The following is a 19,981-nucleotide window of genomic DNA, read 5'->3' on the forward strand; positions in this document are numbered from 1 at the left end:
GTATTCGATGAGACGTAGTTCTTTGAAGCTGGTCCTGGCCAGCACGTTGCCGCTTGCACTCAGTGCGTGCGGCAAGTCCGACACCGTCGACGTCACGGCGCAACAGACATTTCCGACAGTACAAGCCTGCGTGGATCAGAAGGTTCCTGTCGACGTCTGCTCGGATGCCTACATGACGGCCTTGGCGGATCACCGGCGCATTGCGCCAACGTACGACAGTGCGGCCGCATGTGAGGCAGACTTTGTCCCTGATTACTGCCAGCAGAACTCTGATGGCAAGTTCACGCCAAAACTCGGCGGCTTCCAGCTGGAGCTTTCCGGTCAGTTACCCAAAGAGCAGGTCGATGCGGCCAATGCTCAGGCCGGTCAGTCGGGGGGCTCTGGTTTCGCCAGCTCAGGCGTCAATGGATTCCTGATGGGCATGTTGGTCAGCAATATGGTCAGCAACCTTGGCGGTGGTGGTCGCTACAACTCTCAACCGGTTTATCAGGAGCGTGATGGGCGCGGCGGCTATCAGTCCTCGACGCTGTCCCGTCAGATCGAGCGCGGCAAGACGTTCGGCAATTCCACTCAGGCGCGCACCAGTTCAACCGGTGCCTACACCAAGAGCACGCTGGGCCGTAACTCATCAGTCTCGTCGTCGGTTTCCCGTGGCGGATTTGGCAGCCAGGCAACTGCTCGCAGCGGTTGGGGCGGCAAAAGCAGCGGCTTCGGCGGCTAACGGGAGCGCCAGCCATGAAGAAAATCAGTATCGAAGAGCGGCCTGACTGGCGCGAAACCGCCGAGCGTGAGGGATTCGATTTCCACACCATCGACGGCGAGCGCTACTGGGATGAGCGCGCCTACTATCAGTTCAGCGAAGCTCAGATCACCCGCGACATTGAAGCTCCGACTCAGGAGCTTCATGCCATGTGTATGGATGCCGTTGAGCGGGTGGTAGAGAGCGAGGAGCTACTGACCGAACTGGCAATCCCGCCAGCGTTCTTCGATCTGGTCCGGACATCCTGGAAGGAGGGGCACCCGCATTTGTACGGGCGCTTCGACTTCAGTTACGACGGTGTAAATCCGGCGAAATTGCTGGAAGGCAATATGGATACGCCAACCTCTGCCTATGAGGCTGGCGCATTTCAGCTCATCTGGCTGGAAGAGCAGATCGCCCGAGGCGTATTGCCTGCACACGCTTCGCAGTTCAACTCGTTGGCAGAGGATCTGGTTCGAGCCTTCGCGGCTATCAGAGAGGGCGGGCCATTCTACTTCTCCTCGATGTCAGGTTCAGCCGAGGACCGAGGCACCACTGAATTCCTGCGCAAGATGGCTGAGCATGTCGGCATCGAAACCCGGCACATCGATATCGAAGACATTGGTCTGAATTCACAGGGCCGCTTCGTCGATCTTGAGGGCCGCTGGATCGAGCGTATTTTCAAACTGCATGCCTGGGAGCACGTGTTCCACGAACCCCATGGCCAGGCAGTCCCGCAATGCGACACCCAGTTCATCGAACCTGCGTGGAAGTCCATCATCTCCAACAAAGGCATCCTGCCGCTGCTCTGGAAATTCAACGAAGGGCATCCGAACCTGCTGCCGACCTTCGTCGACAAAGATCCACGAGCGCCTGTCCCGAAAGGTTGGGTCCGCAAACCCTACTTCTCCCGTGAAGGCGCCAACATCGAAATCCGCACCCCGGGTGACGAAGTTATTTTCGAAGACGGTCCCTACAACGACGCGCCCTACATCCTGCAACAGTTCGCCCCGCTGCCACGCTTCGGCGACAGCTACACGCTCATCGGTTCATGGGTCGTGGGCGACTTGGCTTCAGGGATTGGTATTCGGGAAGACGACAGCTTGATCACCAAGGACAGCAGCCGGTTTTTGCCGCATGTGGTGTTGGATTGAGAGAGGCGGTACCGCCAACACAATGTCCTTGTAGGAGCGAATTCATTCGCGAGTGCGGCATCAAAGACGACAGATCTTTATGGCAGGTACCGACCTCCTGTAGGAGTGAGGTTGCTGGCGATGGCGTCCGCTCAGACGCAGATAGCGTTGCAGTGGAACATAGGCTTTGCCGCCCTTTGCTGCACGGCGTGGTAGTACCTTAAGGGTAGAGGTGGCATATAAAATCGATCGGTCCTAAAAAGGGACCGATAAGCCCCTGTTTAGGGCCTTCCAAACGTTCGGTGGCATGAAAGCTATCTACCCAAAACCAAAAAAGCCGCGTATTAGCGCGGCTTTTTAATTTGGTGGGCCCACACGGACTCGAACCGTGGACCAAGGGATTATGAGTCCCCTGCTCTAACCAACTGAGCTATAGGCCCTCAGTAGGCCGCGGATTATAACGGCGGTTTCGATGCTGTGCTATCCGAAAAGTCCGAAAGAGTCGTACGAAGAAATTTCGCGCTGAATTCATCGGGAGGGAGAGGGAGGCTGACGATGTAGCCCTGGATCTGTTCGCAGCCTTCGTTCGCTAGGAATTGCTGTTGTTCGTTGTTCTCCACGCCTTCGGCGATGACGGTCAGTTGCATGCTGCGGCCCAGGGCGATGATGGCGCGCACGATAGCGACGTCGTGCGGGTCTTCGGGCAGGCTGCGCACGAATGACTGGTCGATTTTCAGGATGTCCAGCGGCAAGCGTTTCAGATAGCTCAGGGATGAGTAGCCCGTGCCGAAGTCGTCGATGGCCAGTTGGACACCCAGAGCTTTGAGTTTGTGCAGGACAGCGAGGGCTTCCTCGGCCTGGCTCATGATGAAGTTTTCGGTGATCTCCAGTTGCAGGCAATCCGGAGCCAGTTGGTGGTCTGAGAGCAGTTGTTGAATGCGACTCAGCAGGTTCGGCTGACGTAACTGAGCGCCGGCCAGGTTCACCGACAGCGCGCCAAAGGATTTGTAGAGTTTGTTCCAGTCGTGCATTTGCTGGCAGGCATGTTCGAGCACCCAGTCGCCGATCTGCAGGATCATGCCGTTCTCTTCAGCCAGCGGTATGAAGTGCTCGGGCGGTACTTCACCTAGCGTCGGATGCGTCCAGCGCAGCAAGGCTTCTGCGCCGACCAGTCGCTGGCTGACCAGACTGATTTTCGGCTGATAGCAGAGGCTGAATTCATTACGCTCGATGGCCCTGCGCAGTTCGTGTTCGAGGGCGATTCGGGCGCTGGCCTGGGACGTCAGATCTTGCGTATAGCTTTCGACCCGGTTGCGACCCTTGGCTTTGGAGCGGTACATGGCGGCATCGGCGTTTTTCACGACGGTGGCCACATCGTGACCATCGGTGGGGAATAGACAGCTGCCAATGCTGGCGCTCATGAAAAACTCATGTTCATCCGCTTGAAAGGGGGCTGTGAAACAGGCCAGTAGTTTGGTGGCGATGGCTTCCGCATCGCCAGGATGAAGCAGGCCAGGCAGCAGGATGATGAATTCGTCCCCGCCCAGGCGTGCGACGGTGTCGATATCGCGCAGGGTTTCTTTCAGGCGTTGTGCGATGCCTTTGAGCAGCAGGTCGCCCACTGGATGGCCGAGGCTGTCGTTGATGTGTTTGAAGCGGTCCAGATCGAGAAACAGTACAGCACCAAGGCTGTTGGATTCCACGCTGTGCAGCAGGGCTGCTTGCAGGCGGCTTTCGAACAGCGTTCGGTTGGGAAGACCTGTGAGCGGGTCGTGATGGGCCTGATAGTCCAGGCGCGCCTGCGCATGTTTGAGGCTGGATATGTCGGCGAAGACCGCAACGAAGTGGGTGATGAACTGTTCCTTGTTTCTTACAGCGCTGATCGTCAGCCAGCTTGGGTAAATCTCCCCGTTCTTTCTCCGATTACTGATCTCCCCCTGCCAATGCCCTTCGGCGGTCAACTGATACCACATGGCTGCGTAGAACGCGCTGTCATGCAGGCCTGAGGCAAGCAGCCGCGGAGTCTGTCCCAAGGATTCTTGCTCGCTGTAGCCGGTAATTTCGCTGAATGCCCGGTTTACGGCGTTTATGCGCTGGCGGGTATCGGTAATCAGAACACCTTCGGCGGTGCTTTCAAATACAGTGGCTGCGAGTTGCAATTTTTCCTGCATCTGATGACGCTCGGTGATGTCCCGGGCGATGGTCAGCATGCAGTCTTCGCCTGCTATAAGCAGCGGCCGTGACGAGACTTCACACAGTCGAATCTGGCCATCCTTACGTCTGATATGGCTGCGGAAATCACGCACGAAACCGTCGCGGTTCAGTTGCTCCAGCAGCTTTTCGCGCTCCGTTGGGTTCGCCCAGATTCCAAGCGTGAGGGTGGATTGATCCAGCGAGGTCGCACTGTCGTAACCCGTCATGCGACTGAATCCCTCGTTGACCTCGACCATCAAGCCGTCTCGTTGTCGGGTAATCAACAGGCCGTCCGGTGATGAGTGGAATGATTTGGCGAACTTCTCCTCAGACAGCTGGAGTTCTTGCTGAGCCTTTTTGAGTTGGGTGATATCCCGAACCACGACGACAACAGCTGGAATGGAGTTCAGGTCAAACGGTTCGGCAGAAATCAGTCCGGAGAACGTACGGCCGTCTTTGCGTCGAAAAGGCATCTCCAGGTTACGAATGCTGCCCTTCTGCAGGCGCTCCAGTATTCCGGGGCCCACGCCTGGAATGCCCCAGACGTCGAGTTCGGTCGGCGTCCTGCCAATGATGTCTTCCACCGGCAAGCCTATTTGCTCGACGAATGCGGTATTGGCTTCCAGAACGGTGCCGTCGACGAGGCTCGCGATCAGCAGAATGTCCGGGCACTGAGCAAACACTGAGGCGAACTTGCCTTCCGATAGTTTCAGGGCTTCTTCGGTTTGTTTCGTTTCGCTAATGTCGATCATCAGCCCGCGCATAACGGGGGTACGACCGTGCTTGCTCAAACTGATGATGTCTCGCACCCAAAGTGTTCGGCCGTCGGCGCTGATGACCCGGTAATCGACACTGTGATCTTTACCGTTGCTGGCTTCCAGGATGCATATCGCTTCGGTTCTGAGCAGATCCTGAGGATGGACAATCGTGCGCCAGAACCCTGGCTCTCTCCATTGCTGGAGTGGGTAGCCCAGCAGGCTTTCGGCCTGAGGTGATACATAGCTGTAGCGGTAATCTTCCGGGTTGGCCTCCCAGGCAATTGCTGAAAGGCTTTCAACCATTCCTCTATAGTGATATTCGCTACTGCGCAGCTCCTGTTCGAGCTCCATCCTTCGGGTGATTTCCGAGCTCAGTTGTCGGTTGACGCGAATCACGATAATCAGCACGGTGAAAAGCAGCAGGAGCCCTGGAAGGCCGTAAAGCAGGAAGGTTTCCTTTAAGGGGGTATTGCCGTTTCGCTGCTTTAGCTCGGACTCCGATTCAAGGGCTGTTACCTGGGTAATGGGCTGGGGTTGTTCTGCATTGGCCGGGGCCCCGGAGGCAGCCGCGTATAGGTTTCGAGGTTCGGAACTTGCCCGGTACGCAGCTGAAATCTCCCCCTGTGCCGGTGCGGAGAGGTTTTCTGAATATGCGGCGGCCGCCGGAGAACCTATTACGTACGCTAGGAAAATGGCCGGCAGTTGTAACATGGCAGTCTCATGATGGCGGATGGCAATGAGACGAGTGTAGCCGTACTGAGAAAACCGTCGCCTGAAGTTGAAAACTTCTGATCCATAACGCAAAACCCCCGGCAGGGCCGGGGGTTTTGTGTGTAGCGTCGCTAGCTTACTCGTCAAGGAACGAGCGCAAATGCTCGCTTCTTGTCGGGTGACGCAGCTTGCGCAGTGCCTTGGCTTCGATCTGACGAATACGCTCACGGGTTACGTCGAACTGTTTGCCGACTTCTTCCAGAGTGTGGTCGGTATTCATATCAATACCGAAGCGCATACGCAGAACTTTAGCTTCACGGGCGGTCAGGCCCGACAGCACTTCGCGAGTGGCTTCTTTCAGGCTTTCAACCGTAGCGACATCGATTGGCGACTGCATAGTCGAGTCTTCGATGAAGTCGCCCAGATGGGAGTCTTCGTCATCACCGATCGGTGTTTCCATGGAGATCGGTTCTTTAGCGATCTTCAATACCTTACGGATCTTGTCCTCAGGCATTTCCATGCGCTCACCCAGCTCTTCCGGGGTCGGTTCGCGACCCATTTCCTGCAGCATCTGCCGGGAAATACGGTTGAGCTTGTTGATCGTCTCGATCATGTGCACCGGAATACGGATGGTGCGTGCCTGGTCGGCGATCGAGCGAGTGATGGCCTGACGAATCCACCATGTGGCGTATGTCGAGAACTTGTAACCGCGACGGTATTCGAACTTGTCCACCGCCTTCATCAAACCGATGTTGCCTTCCTGGATCAGATCGAGGAATTGCAGACCGCGGTTGGTGTACTTCTTGGCGATCGAGATAACCAGACGCAAGTTCGCTTCAACCATCTCTTTCTTCGCGCGACGGGCCTTGGCCTCGCCGATCGACATGCGACGGTTGATGTCTTTGATTTCAGCAATCGTCAGACCGGTTTCGGTCTGCAGCGCGGTCAGCTTCTGCTGGCAACGCTGGATATCAGGCTGCAGGCGGGCAATGGCTTCAGCGTATTTGCTTTTGCCTTTGGCCAGTGCATCAGTCCAGCTTTCGTCAACTTCGTTGCCTGGGAACTGGCGAAGGAAGTCGGCGCGCGGCATACGTGCATCACGTACACACAGCTGCATGATTGCGCGTTCCTGAGCACGCAGGCGCTCAAGTGCGCTGCGAACACGCTCCACCAAACCTTCAAACTGTTTAGGAACCAGTTTGATCGGCATGAACAGCTCGGCCAGTGCAACCAGCTCGGCAATTGCCTGCTTGCTGTCGCGGCCATGCTTTTTCAGGGCTTTGCGGGTGATTTCCATTTGATCGGAAACTGCACCGAAGCGCTGCTGGGCGATGATCGGATCGGGACCGCTTTCGACTTCTTCTTCGTCGTCGGAAGACTCGTCTTTCTCTTCCTCGTCATCGTCGCCTTCGGCAGCCTTGGCTGTTTTCGGGTCAACAGGCGGCGGGACTTCAGCTGGCGGCGCAATGCCGTCATCCGGGTCGATGTAGCCGCTCAGTACGTCAGACAGGCGACCGCCTTCCGTCGTGACACGGGTGTACTCGGAGAGAATGTGGTCAACCGTGCCAGGGAAGTGCGCAATTGCGCTCATCACTTCACGAATGCCTTCTTCGATACGTTTGGCGATTTCAATTTCGCCTTCACGGGTCAGAAGCTCGACCGTACCCATTTCGCGCATATACATGCGCACAGGGTCAGTGGTGCGACCGATATCGGTCTCAACCGCTGCCAACGCTGCTGCCGCTTCTTCTGCGGCTGCTTCGTCGGTATCGGCGTCGGCCAGCATCAGGGCGTCGGCATCCGGGGCACTCTCGTGTACCGGGATCCCCATGTCGTTAATCATGCGGATGATGTCTTCCACCTGCTCAGGATCTGAAATATCCTCAGGCAGGTGGTCGTTGACCTCTGCGTAAGTCAGATACTTCTGCTCACGACCCAGGGTGATCAACTCTTTGATACGAGACTGCTGTTGCGCTTTTCCGGACATAACACCCTATCCACTGAAGGTCTTGGCGGGCAAAAAACAAGCCGAGGATTATACCCGAGCTATGACCTCACGCGCCAGTTGAGGTCGGGGTTTGTGCAGGAACATTCCGATTTAACAGCTTGAGCAGCAGAAGTTTTTCATCTGCGTCCAGGCCTGACTGGCGTTCCTTCCTGATTAATTGTTCCAGGCTGCGCTCGCGTTGGCGGGCGGATAACCTAGTTATAGTGTCGAAAAACTGTTGTTCAAGGTTATCGGCCGAGATCAACCATTCCTTTTCCGCTAATGCGCGTAGCAAGCGGCCCTGTTCGGTGCCGTGCCAGCGGGCAATCAGTTGCAGCGAACGCAGCTTTGGATTTTTTTGCAAAGCTTCGAGCAAAGCGACCAATAGCTGCGCATAAGTGTGATCTTCTGCAGCGAAGTGGCTGGCATCTTCAACTTTTTCAGCCAGCTCCGGGTGATGCAAAAGTGTTCGTAATGCTGTCAACGTTGGTGGTTCGACGGTCGCCGGCGTGCGCGGGGCACGTGGTTCGTCATCTCCACGCTTACCTTTTTTGTCCCACGGCTTCTTTTCCCACTTTTTCTGGCCCTGGCCGCCGGATTTTTTCGGCGTCCATTCCTGCTTAGGGGGTTGTTCGTATCCGCCCTGTGGCTGGTAATCAGCGTAGTCGGGCATGGCGTCGTAATCGAAGCCGGGGTCATAACTGGGTGGCGCTTCAGCAGGTGCGCTTTGGACGAGTTGGCTGACTGTTTCGTTGGTCAGGCCGGTTATCTGCGTCAATCGTTGACGCATCAGCGTGCGCAGGTTGGCGCCGGGTACTTTGTCGATCAGCGGTGCTGCGAGGGTGGCCATGTGGGCCTTGCCTTCGAGGGAGCGCGGGTCGGCTTCCTTGGTCAGCTGTTCAAAAAAATAGTCTGCCAGCGGCTGCGCATGTTGATGGATGCGAGCCTTGAAAGCGTCAGTGCCTTCGGCGCGAACCAGAGTGTCCGGGTCTTCGCCTTCAGGCAGAAACAGAAATCGTGCCCGGCGTCCGTCCTGCAGGCTGGAAAGTGTGGCCTCCAGTGCGCGCCATGCGGCGTTGCGACCTGCCTGGTCGCCGTCAAAACAGAACAACACGTTGGGCACGACCCGGAACAGGCGCTTCAGGTGTTCTTCGCTGGTCGCGGTACCCAATGTGGCGACGGCATTGCGCAAGCCTTGCTGGGCGAGAGCAATGACGTCCATGTAGCCTTCAACCACGATGATTTCATCGAGGTTGCGGTTGAATTTACGTGCTTCAAACAGGCCATATAGCTCTTGGCCTTTATGGAACACCGGTGTTTCCGGCGAGTTAAGGTACTTGGGCTTGTCGTCACCCAGTACTCGTCCGCCAAAAGCGATGACCCGGCCGCGACTGTCGCGGATTGGAAACATCACCCGGTCGCGGAACCGATCGTAGCGCTTACCTGTTTCGGCATTCTCAATCAGCAGGCCGGCATCGATCATGGCCTTCTGCTGAAGTGTGTCGCTGCTCAGGTGCTTGTGCAGGTTGTCCCAGCCGGGCGGGGCAAAGCCAAGACCGAAGTCGCGAGCAATTTCACCTGAAAGGCCGCGACCTTTGAGGTATTCCACTGCGGCTCTGCGCGATGGATGGTTCTTCAAAGCGAGGCGGTAATACTCGGCGGCGGCGGTGAGCAGTGGGTAAAGCGGCGAGTCCACTGGCTGGCGGGGCTTTTGCCCTTTGATGCCCTGTTCTCGGGGGACTTCCATGCCTGCTGATTTCGCCAGATCCTCGACGGCCTGGACGAAATCCAGGTTGTCGTGGTCCATGATGAAGCCGAGGGCGTTACCGCCTGCGCCGCAACCAAAGCAGTAGTAAAACTGTTTGTCGGGGCTGACACTGAAAGACGGAGTCTTTTCTTTGTGGAACGGACAGCAGGCGCTGAAGTTCTTCCCGGTTTTCTTCAATTGCAGACGTGAGCTGACAACATCGACGATGTCGGTGCGGTTCAGGAGGTCGTCAATGAAGCCTTGGGGAATCAGCCCGGCCATATCGTTCTCGTATCAAGCGTTTCGCCATGAGAATCGTGGCGAATCCAGGATGTAACGGCTGCAGCAGGTCTTTCTGTAATGCCATAAGGCATGCACAGCCTGATCTCAGCGCGGCTGCTCATCATTATCTGGAATGGTAGCTGCCAGCAATCTACCTGTGGGAAACCAGGCAGTGACGGCTTTGTAGCGTGTTGCTGTTCGTAGCAAGTCGAATGTCCGTTACGGATTCGCTGTGCTCAGCATGTCGAGGGCGACGCAGCCTTGGCTGAACTTCTTGCGAAGGTCATCAAGGCATACTCGTCATTCACCTTGATGCATTCGTCGTAAGACGTGATCAACGTGGCCTGAATCTCAGGCGGGACGTGCTTTGAGGAAGTTTCAGATGCGCATGTGCGATCTGTATGCTTCTTCGATGTAGCTTATGCTGTGCCTTAACTGCCGCTAGCCCGGCTTTGAGGCCGGGCATTGCAGAAGCTTGCGACAGACGTCTGTAAATTAATACAGACGAACGGCGCGGCGCTGTTCGCGCTGTACTTTCTTGGCGTGACGTTTAACAGCGGCTGCTGCTTTACGCTTACGCTCAGAAGTAGGCTTCTCGTAAAATTCGCGGCTACGAACTTCAGCCAGAACACCGGCTTTTTCGCAGGAGCGCTTGAAACGACGCAGAGCTACGTCGAAGGGTTCGTTCTCTTTAACTTTGACGGCTGGCATCCAGAGCTACCTTCATTCATTACCGGGGTCAACGTCTCGTGCAAAGACTGCACATAAGTACGTCGGTTTTTAAGGGTTGCGGATGTTAACCCCTCATTGAGAGGAATGCAAAGCCTCTGATCGAAAACCGCTGGTCGGCGCATCAGGTGGCGACTATTATGCGCGCCTTCGAATTCAGCCTCTACAAGGCGCAAACCCATGCTAGTACTGGGATTAGAAACCTCTTGCGACGAAACCGGCGTCGCGCTTTATGACAGTGAGCGCGGGCTGCTGGCCGATGCATTGTTCAGCCAAATCGACCTGCATCGCGCTTATGGCGGTGTGGTGCCGGAGCTTGCGTCCCGTGATCACGTGAAGCGCATGCTGCCCCTGATTCGTCAGGTCATAGCCGACGCCGGTGTTGTCACTACAGACATTGATGCTATCGCATACACAGCAGGGCCGGGCCTTGTAGGTGCATTGTTGGTCGGTGCATCGTGCGCCCAGGCTCTGGCGTTCGCGTGGGACATTCCTGCGCTCGGTGTGCACCACATGGAAGGCCACTTGCTGGCCCCAATGCTGGAAGCGCAGCCGCCCGAGTTTCCGTTCGTCGCTTTGTTGGTGTCTGGTGGGCACACGCAACTGGTTCGGGTCGATGGCATTGGCCTTTATGAGTTGTTGGGCGAGACGCTTGATGACGCTGCGGGCGAAGCTTTCGACAAAACTGCAAAGATGATGGGCTTGCAGTATCCAGGCGGACCCGAGATTGCGGCACTGGCGACTAAAGGTGTGGCAGGGCGTTTCGTCTTTCCGCGCCCGATGACTGACCGCCCAGGGCTGGATTTCAGTTTCAGTGGCCTGAAAACCTCCACGCTGACGACCTGGCAGCAATGCCAAAGCACTGGGGACGACAGCGAGCAGACTCGTTGCGACATCTCGCTGGCCTTCCAGCAGGCAGTGGTGGAGACTTTGACCATCAAGTGCAAGCGGGCATTGAAACAGACGGGTATGAAGCGTCTGGTCATTGCTGGTGGTGTGAGCGCCAACAAGTCTTTGCGGGCTTCGCTGGAGAAAATGCTGGGCGAGCTTAAAGGCAATGTTTTCTATGCTCGTCCTGAATTCTGTACTGATAACGGCGCGATGATCGCTTTTGCCGGATGTCAGCGCTTGCAGGCTGGGCAGAAGGAAGATCTGAGCATCAGCGTCCAGGCTCGCTGGCCGATGGAGCAGCTACAGGGTTTGCACGCGCCAACGTGAAGCGGATTCACCTTTGTGATTCAGAAATGCCGTTCGCGCCCGGCAAACAGGTCGCGTAGATTGCCCCGATGACGCCACACAATCAGTAAGGTAAGCAGGGTCATCGGCAGCAGTGCCCTGGGTTCCTGCCATGCCAGCAGTGGCAGGGTCAGTGGCGTGGCGATCAGGGCCGCGATCGAGCTGGTGCGGGTAAGGTAGAACACCAGCGCCCATGCGCAGATTGCCAGGGCGGCTGCGGGCGGATACAGGCCCAGCAACATTCCGGCAGCGGTGGCGACGCCTTTGCCACCGCGGAAGCGAAAGTAAAGCGGGAATAGATGGCCCAATACCGCGCAGAGTCCAATCCAGGCCTGCGCTCTGGGGTCCATCCCGGCCAGATTGGCGATCAGTACAGGCAGTAAGCCTTTGCACAGGTCGCCGAGCAGGGTCAGGATCGCGAGTTTTTTGCCGGCCAGACGCAACATGTTGGTCGCGCCTGCATTGCCAGAACCGCTGGCGCGCGGGTCCGGGCTGCCAGTGAGGCGGCTCAGGAGAATGGCGAAGGACAGTGAGCCAAGCAGGTAGGCGAAAATCGCCAGTAACCAAAACATGCTAACTATTCCGGGCTGGGAAGCCCTGATTCTAACGGCGCATCGCGCCCTTGTCGTGCAGTGGAGAGTGGTGTTTGGACAGAGTTTTCATTGAGGGTCTGGAAGTCGATACCGTTATCGGTGCTTACGACTGGGAGCGGGGCATTCGTCAGTGCCTGCGTCTGGACCTGAGCTTTGCCTGGGACAATCGGCCGGCTGCTGCTGGGGATGACCTGAGCAAAGCACTCGACTACGCCAGTGTATCCACGAGCATTCTGGACTTTGCCGAAAAGGCGCAATTTCAACTGGTAGAGACCTTTGCCGAGCGGTTGGCGGAAGTGCTCATGCATGAGTTTCAGATTCCCTGGCTGCACTTGAAGCTGACCAAGCCCGGTGCTGTTGCGGCCGCTGCTGGTGTCGGCGTGGAGATCGAGCGCGGATGTCGCTGACACGGGTTTACCTTGGTTTAGGCAGTAACATCGAGCGCGAGAAGCACCTGATCGCGGGGCTGGAAGCGCTGGATGGCTTCGTCAGTGAAATCGTCTGTTCCCCGGTTTTTGAAAGTCAGCCTGTTGGAATCAAGAGCGGTCTGTTCTTCAATCTGGTGGTAACCGGATTGACTGCGCTGCCGTTGATGGAGCTGGACCGCCGTCTGAAATTTATCGAAGCCGATAACGGCCGTTATGCCCCTGATCGCAAGGGTCTTCCGCTGGATATCGACGTGCTGCTGTATGGCGATCAGGTAGGTAGCTTCGACGGTTTGATCCTGCCTCGTGCCGAGATTCTCAAGAACGCTTTCGTGCTGTGGCCGCTCTCGCTGATCGCCCCGGATCGTGTGCATCCTGAGGCTGGAGTTTCGTTCGAGCAGCTTTGGGCTAACGCGCAGATCGAGCAGCAGCTGTGGCCGGTGGCGTTTGAGTGGCGCGAAACACAGCTGACGCCGCAGAGCTTGCTGGATAGCTGAATGTTGTAGGAGCTGCCGAAGGCTGCGAACGCGATGGATCAGGTATATCGTTTTCGCAGCCTTCGGCAGCTCCTCAGAAGATCACATCAATCTCAACTGTTGTACTGCGCCTTGTAAACCTTCAGCGCATCCAGGCGTTCGCCTTTGAGAGCTTCACCCAGCTCCTGTCCTTTCAAACCCTTCTCGATCAGCGGCTGTACCGACACCGCTCGCGCCGCTTCAGCCGCGCCACGCAGGTAGTTTGCTTGCGGGTAATCGCGTTGCTCAAAGCCGTGGCGGCCTCGGGCGTCCATTTCGCAAGCGATGATGAAATCCTCGAAGCGCTGAGGTCGACGATAGACGTCAAAACTGTGCAGCAAGTCGAGCACTGTCGAAGGCTTCAGCTCTAATGCCCGGTGTCCATGGGTATGGTACTGGCCAACGAGCAACGCCAATTCCTGACAGTCGCGCGGCACCTTGAAGCGAGTATTTACTTCCTTGATCAAGCGCAAGCCAGTGTGTTCGTGGGCGATATGTCTCGGCCACTCTTCTTCAGGCGTCAGGCCTTTCCCCAGGTCGTGTAGCAAACAGGCCCAGCGCACGCTCAGCGGTTGTTGATGGAGGGCCGCCTGCTGCAGAACGCCCAGCACATGCTCGCCGGTGTCGATTTCCGGGTGATGGGCGGGCGGCTGAGGGACGCCGAACAGTGCGTCCACTTCCGGCATAAGCTCTTTCAGGGCTGCGCAATCACGCAGTACCTTGATGAACACTTGTGGCTGACTTTCCATGAGGGCGCGGGAAATTTCCTTCCAGCTGCGCTCCGGCGTCAGCGCATCAAGCTCGCCTGATTCGCTGAGCTGGCGCATCAATTCAAGGGTTTCAGGGGCGATGCTGAAGCCTTCAGGTGCGTAGCGTGCGGCGAAGCGGGCAACGCGCAGTACTCTGAGCGGATCTTCGGCGAAAGCGGGTGAAACGTGGCGTAATATCCGCGCTTCAAGGTCGCGCTGACCGCCATAGGGATCGGTCAGGTTGCCTTCCCTGTCTTCGGCGATAGCGTTGATGGTCAGATCCCGACGGATCAGGTCATCCTCGAGGGTCACGTCCGGGCTGGCATGAAATACAAATCCGCCGTAGCCGCGTCCGCTTTTACGTTCGGTGCGGGCCAGGGCGTATTCCTCGCCCGTCAGTGGATGGAGAAAAACCGGGAAGTCTGTACCCACAGGGCGATAGCCCTTGATCAGCATTTCGTCGGTAGTTGCGCCAACAACCACCCAATCGACATCGGTAACCGGTTTGCCCAGCAGGCGGTCGCGCACGGCGCCACCGACTTTATAGATCTGCATAAAAAACCTCCGTAAGCGCGACAGGATAAACCTTGCGTCGCTCTTGCGGAGGTAAAAACGAATCAATAGTCACGGGGTGTTAAACAAATACCCCATGACGCCTGCTTGCTAGAGATGCACTACCGCCAAATCGAGCCGGGGATATTCACTGTCAGCATGCTCGCCTTTGGGCGGGACATGATGAGTTTTCATGATCTGATCGCCTTGCAGGGTTTCCAGATGGATATCAAAGCCCCAAAGCCGGTGCAGATGTTTAAGTACCTCATCGGTAGATTCACCCAGCGGTTTGCGGTCGTGCTGTTGATGGCGAAGGGTGAGTGAGCGGTCGCCGCGGCGGTCGATGCTGTAAATCTGCACGTTGGGTTCGCGATTGCCCAGGTTGTACTGCGCGGCAAGGGTTTCACGAATGATCCGGTAGCCCGGTTCGTCATGTATTGCAGGCACTAGCAGGTCGTCCTTCTGATCGTCGTCCATGATGCTGAACAATTTCAGATCACGGATCACCTTGGGTGACAGGTACTGCAGAATGAAGCTCTCGTCCTTGAAGCTGCTCATGGCGAACTTCACTGCCGTCAGCCAGTCTGTGCCAGCAATCTCGGGGAACCAGCGGTAATCTTCCTCGGTAGGCTCCTCGCACATACGGCGTATGTCGCGGTACATGGCGAAGCCTAGCGTGTAGGGATTTATGCCGCTGTAGTACGGGCTGTCGAAACCCGGCTGATAGATGACGCTGGTATGTGAGGTCAGGAACTCCATCATGAAGCCGTCGGTGACCAGGCCTTCGTCATACAGGTCGTTCATCAACGTGTAGTGCCAGAACGTCGCCCAACCTTCGTTCATGACCTGAGTCTGGCGCTGCGGGTAGAAGTACTGCGCAATCTTGCGCACGATGCGTACGATTTCACGCTGCCATGGCTCCAGCAGCGGTGCGTGTTTTTCGATGAAGTACAGGATGTTTTCCTGCGGTTCGGCGGGGAACCGGGCGTTGTCCTCTTTGCTGTTCTTGTCGGCGTTTTTAGGAATAGTGCGCCACAGATCATTGATCTGTTTCTGTAAGTGCTCTTCCCGATCTTTCTGGCGGCGGCGTTCCTCTTCGGCAGAGATCGGGTAAGGGCGCTTGTAGCGATCCACGCCGTAGTTCATCAGCGCGTGGCAGGAGTCGAGCAGGTCTTCGACCGCGTCGATGCCGTGGCGCTCTTCGCATTGCATGATGTACTGCTTGGCAAACACCAGGTAATCGATGATCGAGCTGGCGTCGGTCCAGGTCCTGAACAGGTAATTACCCTTGAAGAAACTGTTGTGCCCATAGCAAGCGTGGGCCACTACCAGTGCCTGCATGCAGATGGTGTTCTCTTCCATCAGGTAAGCGATACACGGGTCAGAGTTGATGACGATTTCGTAGGCCAGACCCATCTGTCCCCGAGAGTAGGATTTCTCCGTGCTCAGAAAGTGTTTGCCGTAGGACCAGTGGTGATAGCCCAAGGGCATACCCACTGAAGCATAGGCATCCATCATCTGTTCAGCCGTGATGACTTCAATCTGGTTGGGATAGGTATCCAGGGCATAGCGCTCCGCGATGCGGCTGATTTCGCGGTCGTAAGCCTGGATAAGTTCGAACGTCCACTCTGAGCCCGTGGACAGGGGTTGGCGCTTCTGCTCTCTAGCGGTCATGTCACTAACCTGCGCTGGAAGAGTTCACGGAATACCGGATAGATATCACCGGCAGAGACCAGCTGCTGCTGGGCAAACGTGTCGGCGAACGCTTCACCGATCCGCTCGTATTCGAACCACAAGGCCTGATGTTCACGTGGTGTGATTTCCACGTACGTGTAGTACTGCACAAACGGCATGATCTGCTTGATCAGGATGTCGCGGCAAATGGGCGAGTCGTCGTTCCAGTTGTCGCCGTCGGATGCCTGAGCAGCGTAGATATTCCACTCGTTGGTGGGATAACGCTCCGCCATGATTTCCTGCATCAGCTTGAGGGCGCTGGATACGATGGTGCCGCCGGTTTCCCGTGAATAGAAGAACTCTTCTTCGTCCACTTCCCGGGCGCTGGTGTGGTGGCGGATGAACACAACTTCGATCTTGTCGTAGTTACGTTTGAGGAACAGGTACAACAGGATGAAGAAGCGTTTGGCGATATCTTTGGTCGCCTGTGTCATGGAGCCGGAGACGTCCATCAGGCAGAACATAACCGCTTTGGAGCTGGGGTTGGGTTGTTTGACCAGCAGGTTGTACTTGAGGTCGAAGGTGTCCAGGTACGGCACGCGCCGGATACGGGCCTTCAGGCGATCGATCTCGACCTCCAGCTCCTGAATGTCGCCGAAGTTGTCGGGCTCTTCACGCTTGAGTCGATCAAGTTCGCTGATCGCCTCTTTGAGTTTGGCCCGGCTGCTGCCGGACAGGGCAATGCGACGCGCGTGAGCGGAACGCAGAGTGCGGATGATATTGATGCGCGAGGGGTTGCCCTCGTTGCTGATCCCGGCGCGCACTGTCTTGAATGTATCGGTGCCGGTCAGATTGCGTTTGACCAGGTTGGGCAGTTCGAGGTCTTCGAACATGAATTCCAGAAACTCTTCCTGAGTAATCTGAAAAACGAACTCATCCATGCCTTCGCCGGAGTTACTGGCTTTGCCCGGCCCTTTTCCTCCACCGCCACCTTGCGGGCGCGCAATGTGCTCGCCTGAGGTGAATTCCTTGTTTCCAGGGTGAACTACGGTCTGCTTGCCGCCACGACCATGATGAAGCACCGGTTCGTCGATGTCGCGACCGGGAATGCTGATTTGCTCGCCATGTTCCATATCGGTGATGGAGCGGCGGCTGACGGCTTCTTCGACTGCTTTCTTGATGTGGTCACGATAACGCCGCAAAAAACGCTGGCGGTTTACCGTGCTCTTGTTCTTGCCATTGAGACGTCGGTCGATCACATAGCTCATCTGGAGCCCTCCGGGCAGCTTCAAGTTATGAGCTGCAAGCTGCAAGTAGAAGCAATCCCGGATATCAGGTTCACACGCCTCTGTCTTGCAGCCTGTAGCTTGACGCTTGTGGCTGCTCTACTGCGACTTCCGGACCCGTAGGTACCATTCGGAAAGAAGCCGTACCTGTTTGTCGGTGTAGCCCCGCTCGACCATTCTGGTAACGAAGTCGTTGTGTTTCTGTTGATCCTCCTTGCTGGCTTTCGCGTTGAAGCTGATAACCGGAAGCAGGTCCTCGGTGTTGGAGAACATTTTCTTCTCGATCACTACACGCAGCTTCTCGTAGCTGAGCCAGGTTGGGTTTTTGCCGTTGTTGTTGGCGCGGGCACGCAATACGAAGTTCACGATCTCGTTACGGAAATCCTTCGGATTGCTGATGCCTGCTGGCTTCTCGATTTTTTCCAGTTCTTCGTTCAGGGCTACCCGATTGAGGATCTCTCCTGTTTCCGGATCGCGATACTCCTGATCCTGAATCCAGAAGTCCGCATATAGCACGTAGCGGTCAAAGATGTTTTGCCCGTATTCGCTGTAGGACTCCAGGTACGCGGTCTGGATTTCCTTACCGATGAACTCGATGTAGCGCGGTGCCAGGTATTCCTTGATGAAGCGCAGATAGCGCTCGCGGGTTTCAGCCTGGAATTGCTCTTGCTCAATCTGCTGCTCCAGCACGTAGAGCAAGTGCACCGGGTTGGCGGCGACTTCATGGGGGTCGAAGTTGAACACCTTGGAGAGGATCTTGAACGCAAAGCGTGTAGACAGACCATTCATGCCTTCGTCTACGCCTGCGCTGTCGCGGTACTCCTGAATCGACTTGGCCTTTGGATCGGTATCCTTGAGGTTCTCTCCGTCATACACACGCATCTTGGAATAGATGTTGGAGTTGTCCGGCTCCTTGAGGCGCGACAGGGTGGTGAACTGCGCCAGCATTTTCAGTGTGTCGGGCGCGCAATGGGCTTTGGACAGTGAGCTGTTGAACAGAAGCTTGTCGTAAATCTTGATCTCATCGCTCACTCGCAGGCAGTACGGCACCTTGACGATGTAGATCCGGTCGATAAAGGCTTCGTTGTTCTTGTTGTTGCGGAAGCTGTGCCATTCCGATTCGTTGGAGTGGGCCAGCAGAATGCCGGTAAACGGAATCGCGCCCAGGCCTTCGGTACTGTTGTAGTTACCTTCTTGGGTGGCGGTGAGCAGTGGGTGAAGCACCTTGATCGGCGCTTTGAACATTTCGACGAATTCCATCAGGCCCTGGTTGGCCCGGCACAGCGCGCCAGAGTAGCTGTAAGCGTCGGCGTCGTTCTGTGGGTATTCCTCAAGTTTACGGATATCGACTTTACCGACCAGGGCGGAAATGTCCTGGTTGTTCTCGTCGCCCGGCTCGGTTTTGGCTACGGCGATCTGGTTGAGAATCGATGGATAGAGTTTGACCACTTTGAACTGGCTGATGTCGCCCCCGAACTCAGCCAGACGTTTGGTCGCCCATGGCGACATGATGGTGCTCAGATAGCGACGCGGGATGCCAAAGTCTTCTTCGAGAATCGCACCGTCTTCGGTTGCATTGAACAGCCCGAGTGGAGATTCGAAGACCGGCGAGCCCTTGATCGCGTAGAACGGGACTTTTTCGATCAGTTGTTTGAGTTTTTCAGCCAGCGATGACTTACCGCCACCCACCGGGCCGAGCAGATAAAGGATCTGTTTCTTCTCTTCCAGGCCCTGAGCGGCATGGCGGAAGTACGAGACGATCTGGTCAATGCACTCTTCCATCCCATGGAAGTCGGCAAAGGCCGGGTAACGGCGGATAACCTTGTTGGAAAAGATCCTCGATAGCCTGGAGTTGGTCGAGGTATCAACCAACTCTGGCTCGCCGATAGCAAGCAACAGTCTTTCTGCCGCAGACGCATAGGCGCTGCGATCCTGCTTACAGAGCTCTAGATACTCCTGTAAGGAGAGCTCCTCCTGCCGTGTCGATTCAAAGCGTTGTTGGAAGTGGCTAAAGATACTCATGACGTCACCTCGCTCGATACGTAGAGCCGGCGGCGGATCGTCAGTCGATGTTGGCAGCAGCTGAGGATCCAGATGCCGTTTACCCCCCAAACACCATAAAAGTAACTACCGATGACCCACGCGCCGGTGTACCGGCTCTCCCCTGATTACGGATGGCCTGAGGCTAAGGATAGTTCGGAATCGGAAAGATAAAGAAGGGATGAGCAGAAAGACTGGCTGACCGTCTGTCAGTTAGGCCGCGAACCCGCGCAGGACGCGGGATCAACTGAAATAAAAAATTTTTCTGTCAGCCTTGGGCTGTTTCGCTCGGAAAGGTGCTGCGCCACAGCTCAAAACCACCGTCCATGCTGTAAACGTCGGAGAAACCCTGGTTCACCAGATAGGCAGCAGCGCTCTGGCTGGAGTTGCCGTGGTAGCAGACCACCACGACTGGTTTATCCAGATCTGCATTGCGAATGAAGTCGGCAATGGAATGGTTATCCAGATGCTGGGAGTCAGGGATGTGGTTACCTGCGAAAGCTTGTGGATCGCGAACGTCCACCAGCACTGCACCTTGCTCGCGCAGAGCTTGAGCCTGTTCTGGCGGGATGCGTTTGAATTCGGTCATGGTTGGCTCCTATGAAGGTTGTCTGGGGGCTGATTCTGCAGGC

15 protein-coding genes and 1 tRNA gene are annotated in these 19,981 nt (G+C 56.4%); 5 read left to right on the forward strand and 11 right to left on the reverse strand.

The window, feature by feature from the left end:
* Positions 1-7: 7 nt before the first annotated feature.
* Together ABRP31_RS01000 and ABRP31_RS01005 are read left to right on the forward strand one after the other, a co-directional pair.
* Positions 8-721, forward strand: a complete 714-nt coding sequence (locus tag ABRP31_RS01000; RefSeq protein WP_087268624.1) for a DUF1190 domain-containing protein — start codon at positions 8-10, stop codon at positions 719-721.
* Between the two features lie 14 nt (positions 722-735).
* Positions 736-1,893, forward strand: coding sequence for a glutathionylspermidine synthase family protein (locus ABRP31_RS01005; protein ID WP_349971079.1), 1,158 nt, complete (start codon positions 736-738; stop codon positions 1,891-1,893).
* Between the two features lie 342 nt (positions 1,894-2,235).
* Here ABRP31_RS01005 and ABRP31_RS01010 read toward each other — a convergent pair.
* The 5 genes from ABRP31_RS01010 to rpsU all read right to left on the reverse strand — a co-directional run bounded on the left by ABRP31_RS01010 (position 2,236) and on the right by rpsU (position 10,261).
* A tRNA-Ile gene (locus ABRP31_RS01010) sits at positions 2,236-2,312 on the reverse strand.
* A gap of 15 nt (positions 2,313-2,327) precedes the next feature.
* Positions 2,328-5,534 (reverse strand): EAL domain-containing protein, encoded by a 3,207-nt coding sequence (locus ABRP31_RS01015; protein WP_349971080.1) that lies wholly within the window; start codon positions 5,532-5,534, stop codon positions 2,328-2,330.
* 136 nt (positions 5,535-5,670) lie between these two features.
* Positions 5,671-7,521, reverse strand: a complete 1,851-nt coding sequence (gene rpoD / locus ABRP31_RS01020) for an RNA polymerase sigma factor RpoD (RefSeq protein ID WP_087268632.1) — start codon at positions 7,519-7,521, stop codon at positions 5,671-5,673.
* Positions 7,522-7,588: 67 nt separating this feature from the next.
* Entirely contained in the window at positions 7,589-9,550 is a 1,962-nt protein-coding gene (gene dnaG / locus ABRP31_RS01025; RefSeq protein ID WP_349971081.1) for a DNA primase, read from the reverse strand.
* A gap of 495 nt (positions 9,551-10,045) precedes the next feature.
* Positions 10,046-10,261 (reverse strand): 30S ribosomal protein S21, encoded by a 216-nt coding sequence (gene rpsU / locus ABRP31_RS01030; RefSeq protein ID WP_002551877.1) that lies wholly within the window; start codon positions 10,259-10,261, stop codon positions 10,046-10,048.
* A gap of 198 nt (positions 10,262-10,459) precedes the next feature.
* Between rpsU and tsaD the strand changes: the two genes are divergently transcribed.
* Positions 10,460-11,497 (forward strand): tRNA (adenosine(37)-N6)-threonylcarbamoyltransferase complex transferase subunit TsaD, encoded by a 1,038-nt coding sequence (gene tsaD, locus ABRP31_RS01035; protein ID WP_087268639.1) that lies wholly within the window; start codon positions 10,460-10,462, stop codon positions 11,495-11,497.
* Positions 11,498-11,517: 20 nt separating this feature from the next.
* Here the strand turns inward: tsaD and plsY are convergent, their stop codons facing one another.
* Positions 11,518-12,087, reverse strand: coding sequence for a glycerol-3-phosphate 1-O-acyltransferase PlsY (gene plsY, locus ABRP31_RS01040; protein ID WP_349971083.1), 570 nt, complete (start codon positions 12,085-12,087; stop codon positions 11,518-11,520).
* 74 nt (positions 12,088-12,161) lie between these two features.
* Here plsY and folB point away from each other — a divergent pair, with 74 nt between their 5' ends.
* Both folB and folK read left to right on the forward strand, forming a co-directional pair.
* On the forward strand, positions 12,162-12,515 hold the full coding sequence (gene folB / locus ABRP31_RS01045; RefSeq protein WP_349971084.1) for a dihydroneopterin aldolase: 354 nt from the start codon (positions 12,162-12,164) through the stop codon (positions 12,513-12,515).
* Positions 12,506-13,030, forward strand: a complete 525-nt coding sequence (gene folK / locus ABRP31_RS01050; RefSeq protein WP_349971085.1) for a 2-amino-4-hydroxy-6-hydroxymethyldihydropteridine diphosphokinase — start codon at positions 12,506-12,508, stop codon at positions 13,028-13,030. The genes folB and folK overlap by 10 nt, the downstream gene beginning before the upstream one ends.
* A gap of 92 nt (positions 13,031-13,122) precedes the next feature.
* Here the strand turns inward: folK and ABRP31_RS01055 are convergent, their stop codons facing one another.
* The 5 genes from ABRP31_RS01055 to glpE all read right to left on the reverse strand — a co-directional run bounded on the left by ABRP31_RS01055 (position 13,123) and on the right by glpE (position 19,938).
* Entirely contained in the window at positions 13,123-14,352 is a 1,230-nt protein-coding gene (locus ABRP31_RS01055) for a multifunctional CCA addition/repair protein (RefSeq protein WP_349971086.1), read from the reverse strand.
* Positions 14,353-14,460: 108 nt separating this feature from the next.
* Positions 14,461-16,023: a SpoVR family protein gene (locus ABRP31_RS01060; protein ID WP_349971087.1), complete on the reverse strand. Its 1,563-nt coding sequence runs from the start codon at positions 16,021-16,023 to the stop codon at positions 14,461-14,463.
* Complete coding sequence (locus ABRP31_RS01065; protein WP_087268659.1) at positions 16,020-17,291, reverse strand: YeaH/YhbH family protein; 1,272 nt, start codon at positions 17,289-17,291, stop codon at positions 16,020-16,022. The genes ABRP31_RS01060 and ABRP31_RS01065 overlap by 4 nt, the downstream gene beginning before the upstream one ends.
* 117 nt (positions 17,292-17,408) lie before the next feature.
* Entirely contained in the window at positions 17,409-19,331 is a 1,923-nt protein-coding gene (locus ABRP31_RS01070) for a PrkA family serine protein kinase (RefSeq protein ID WP_087268663.1), read from the reverse strand.
* Between the two features lie 286 nt (positions 19,332-19,617).
* Positions 19,618-19,938: a thiosulfate sulfurtransferase GlpE gene (gene glpE / locus ABRP31_RS01075; protein WP_087268666.1), complete on the reverse strand. Its 321-nt coding sequence runs from the start codon at positions 19,936-19,938 to the stop codon at positions 19,618-19,620.
* Positions 19,939-19,981 lie beyond the last annotated feature (43 nt).

It is taken from the genome of Pseudomonas caspiana, assembly GCF_040224095.2.
GTDB lineage: Bacteria > Pseudomonadota > Gammaproteobacteria > Pseudomonadales > Pseudomonadaceae > Aquipseudomonas > Aquipseudomonas caspiana.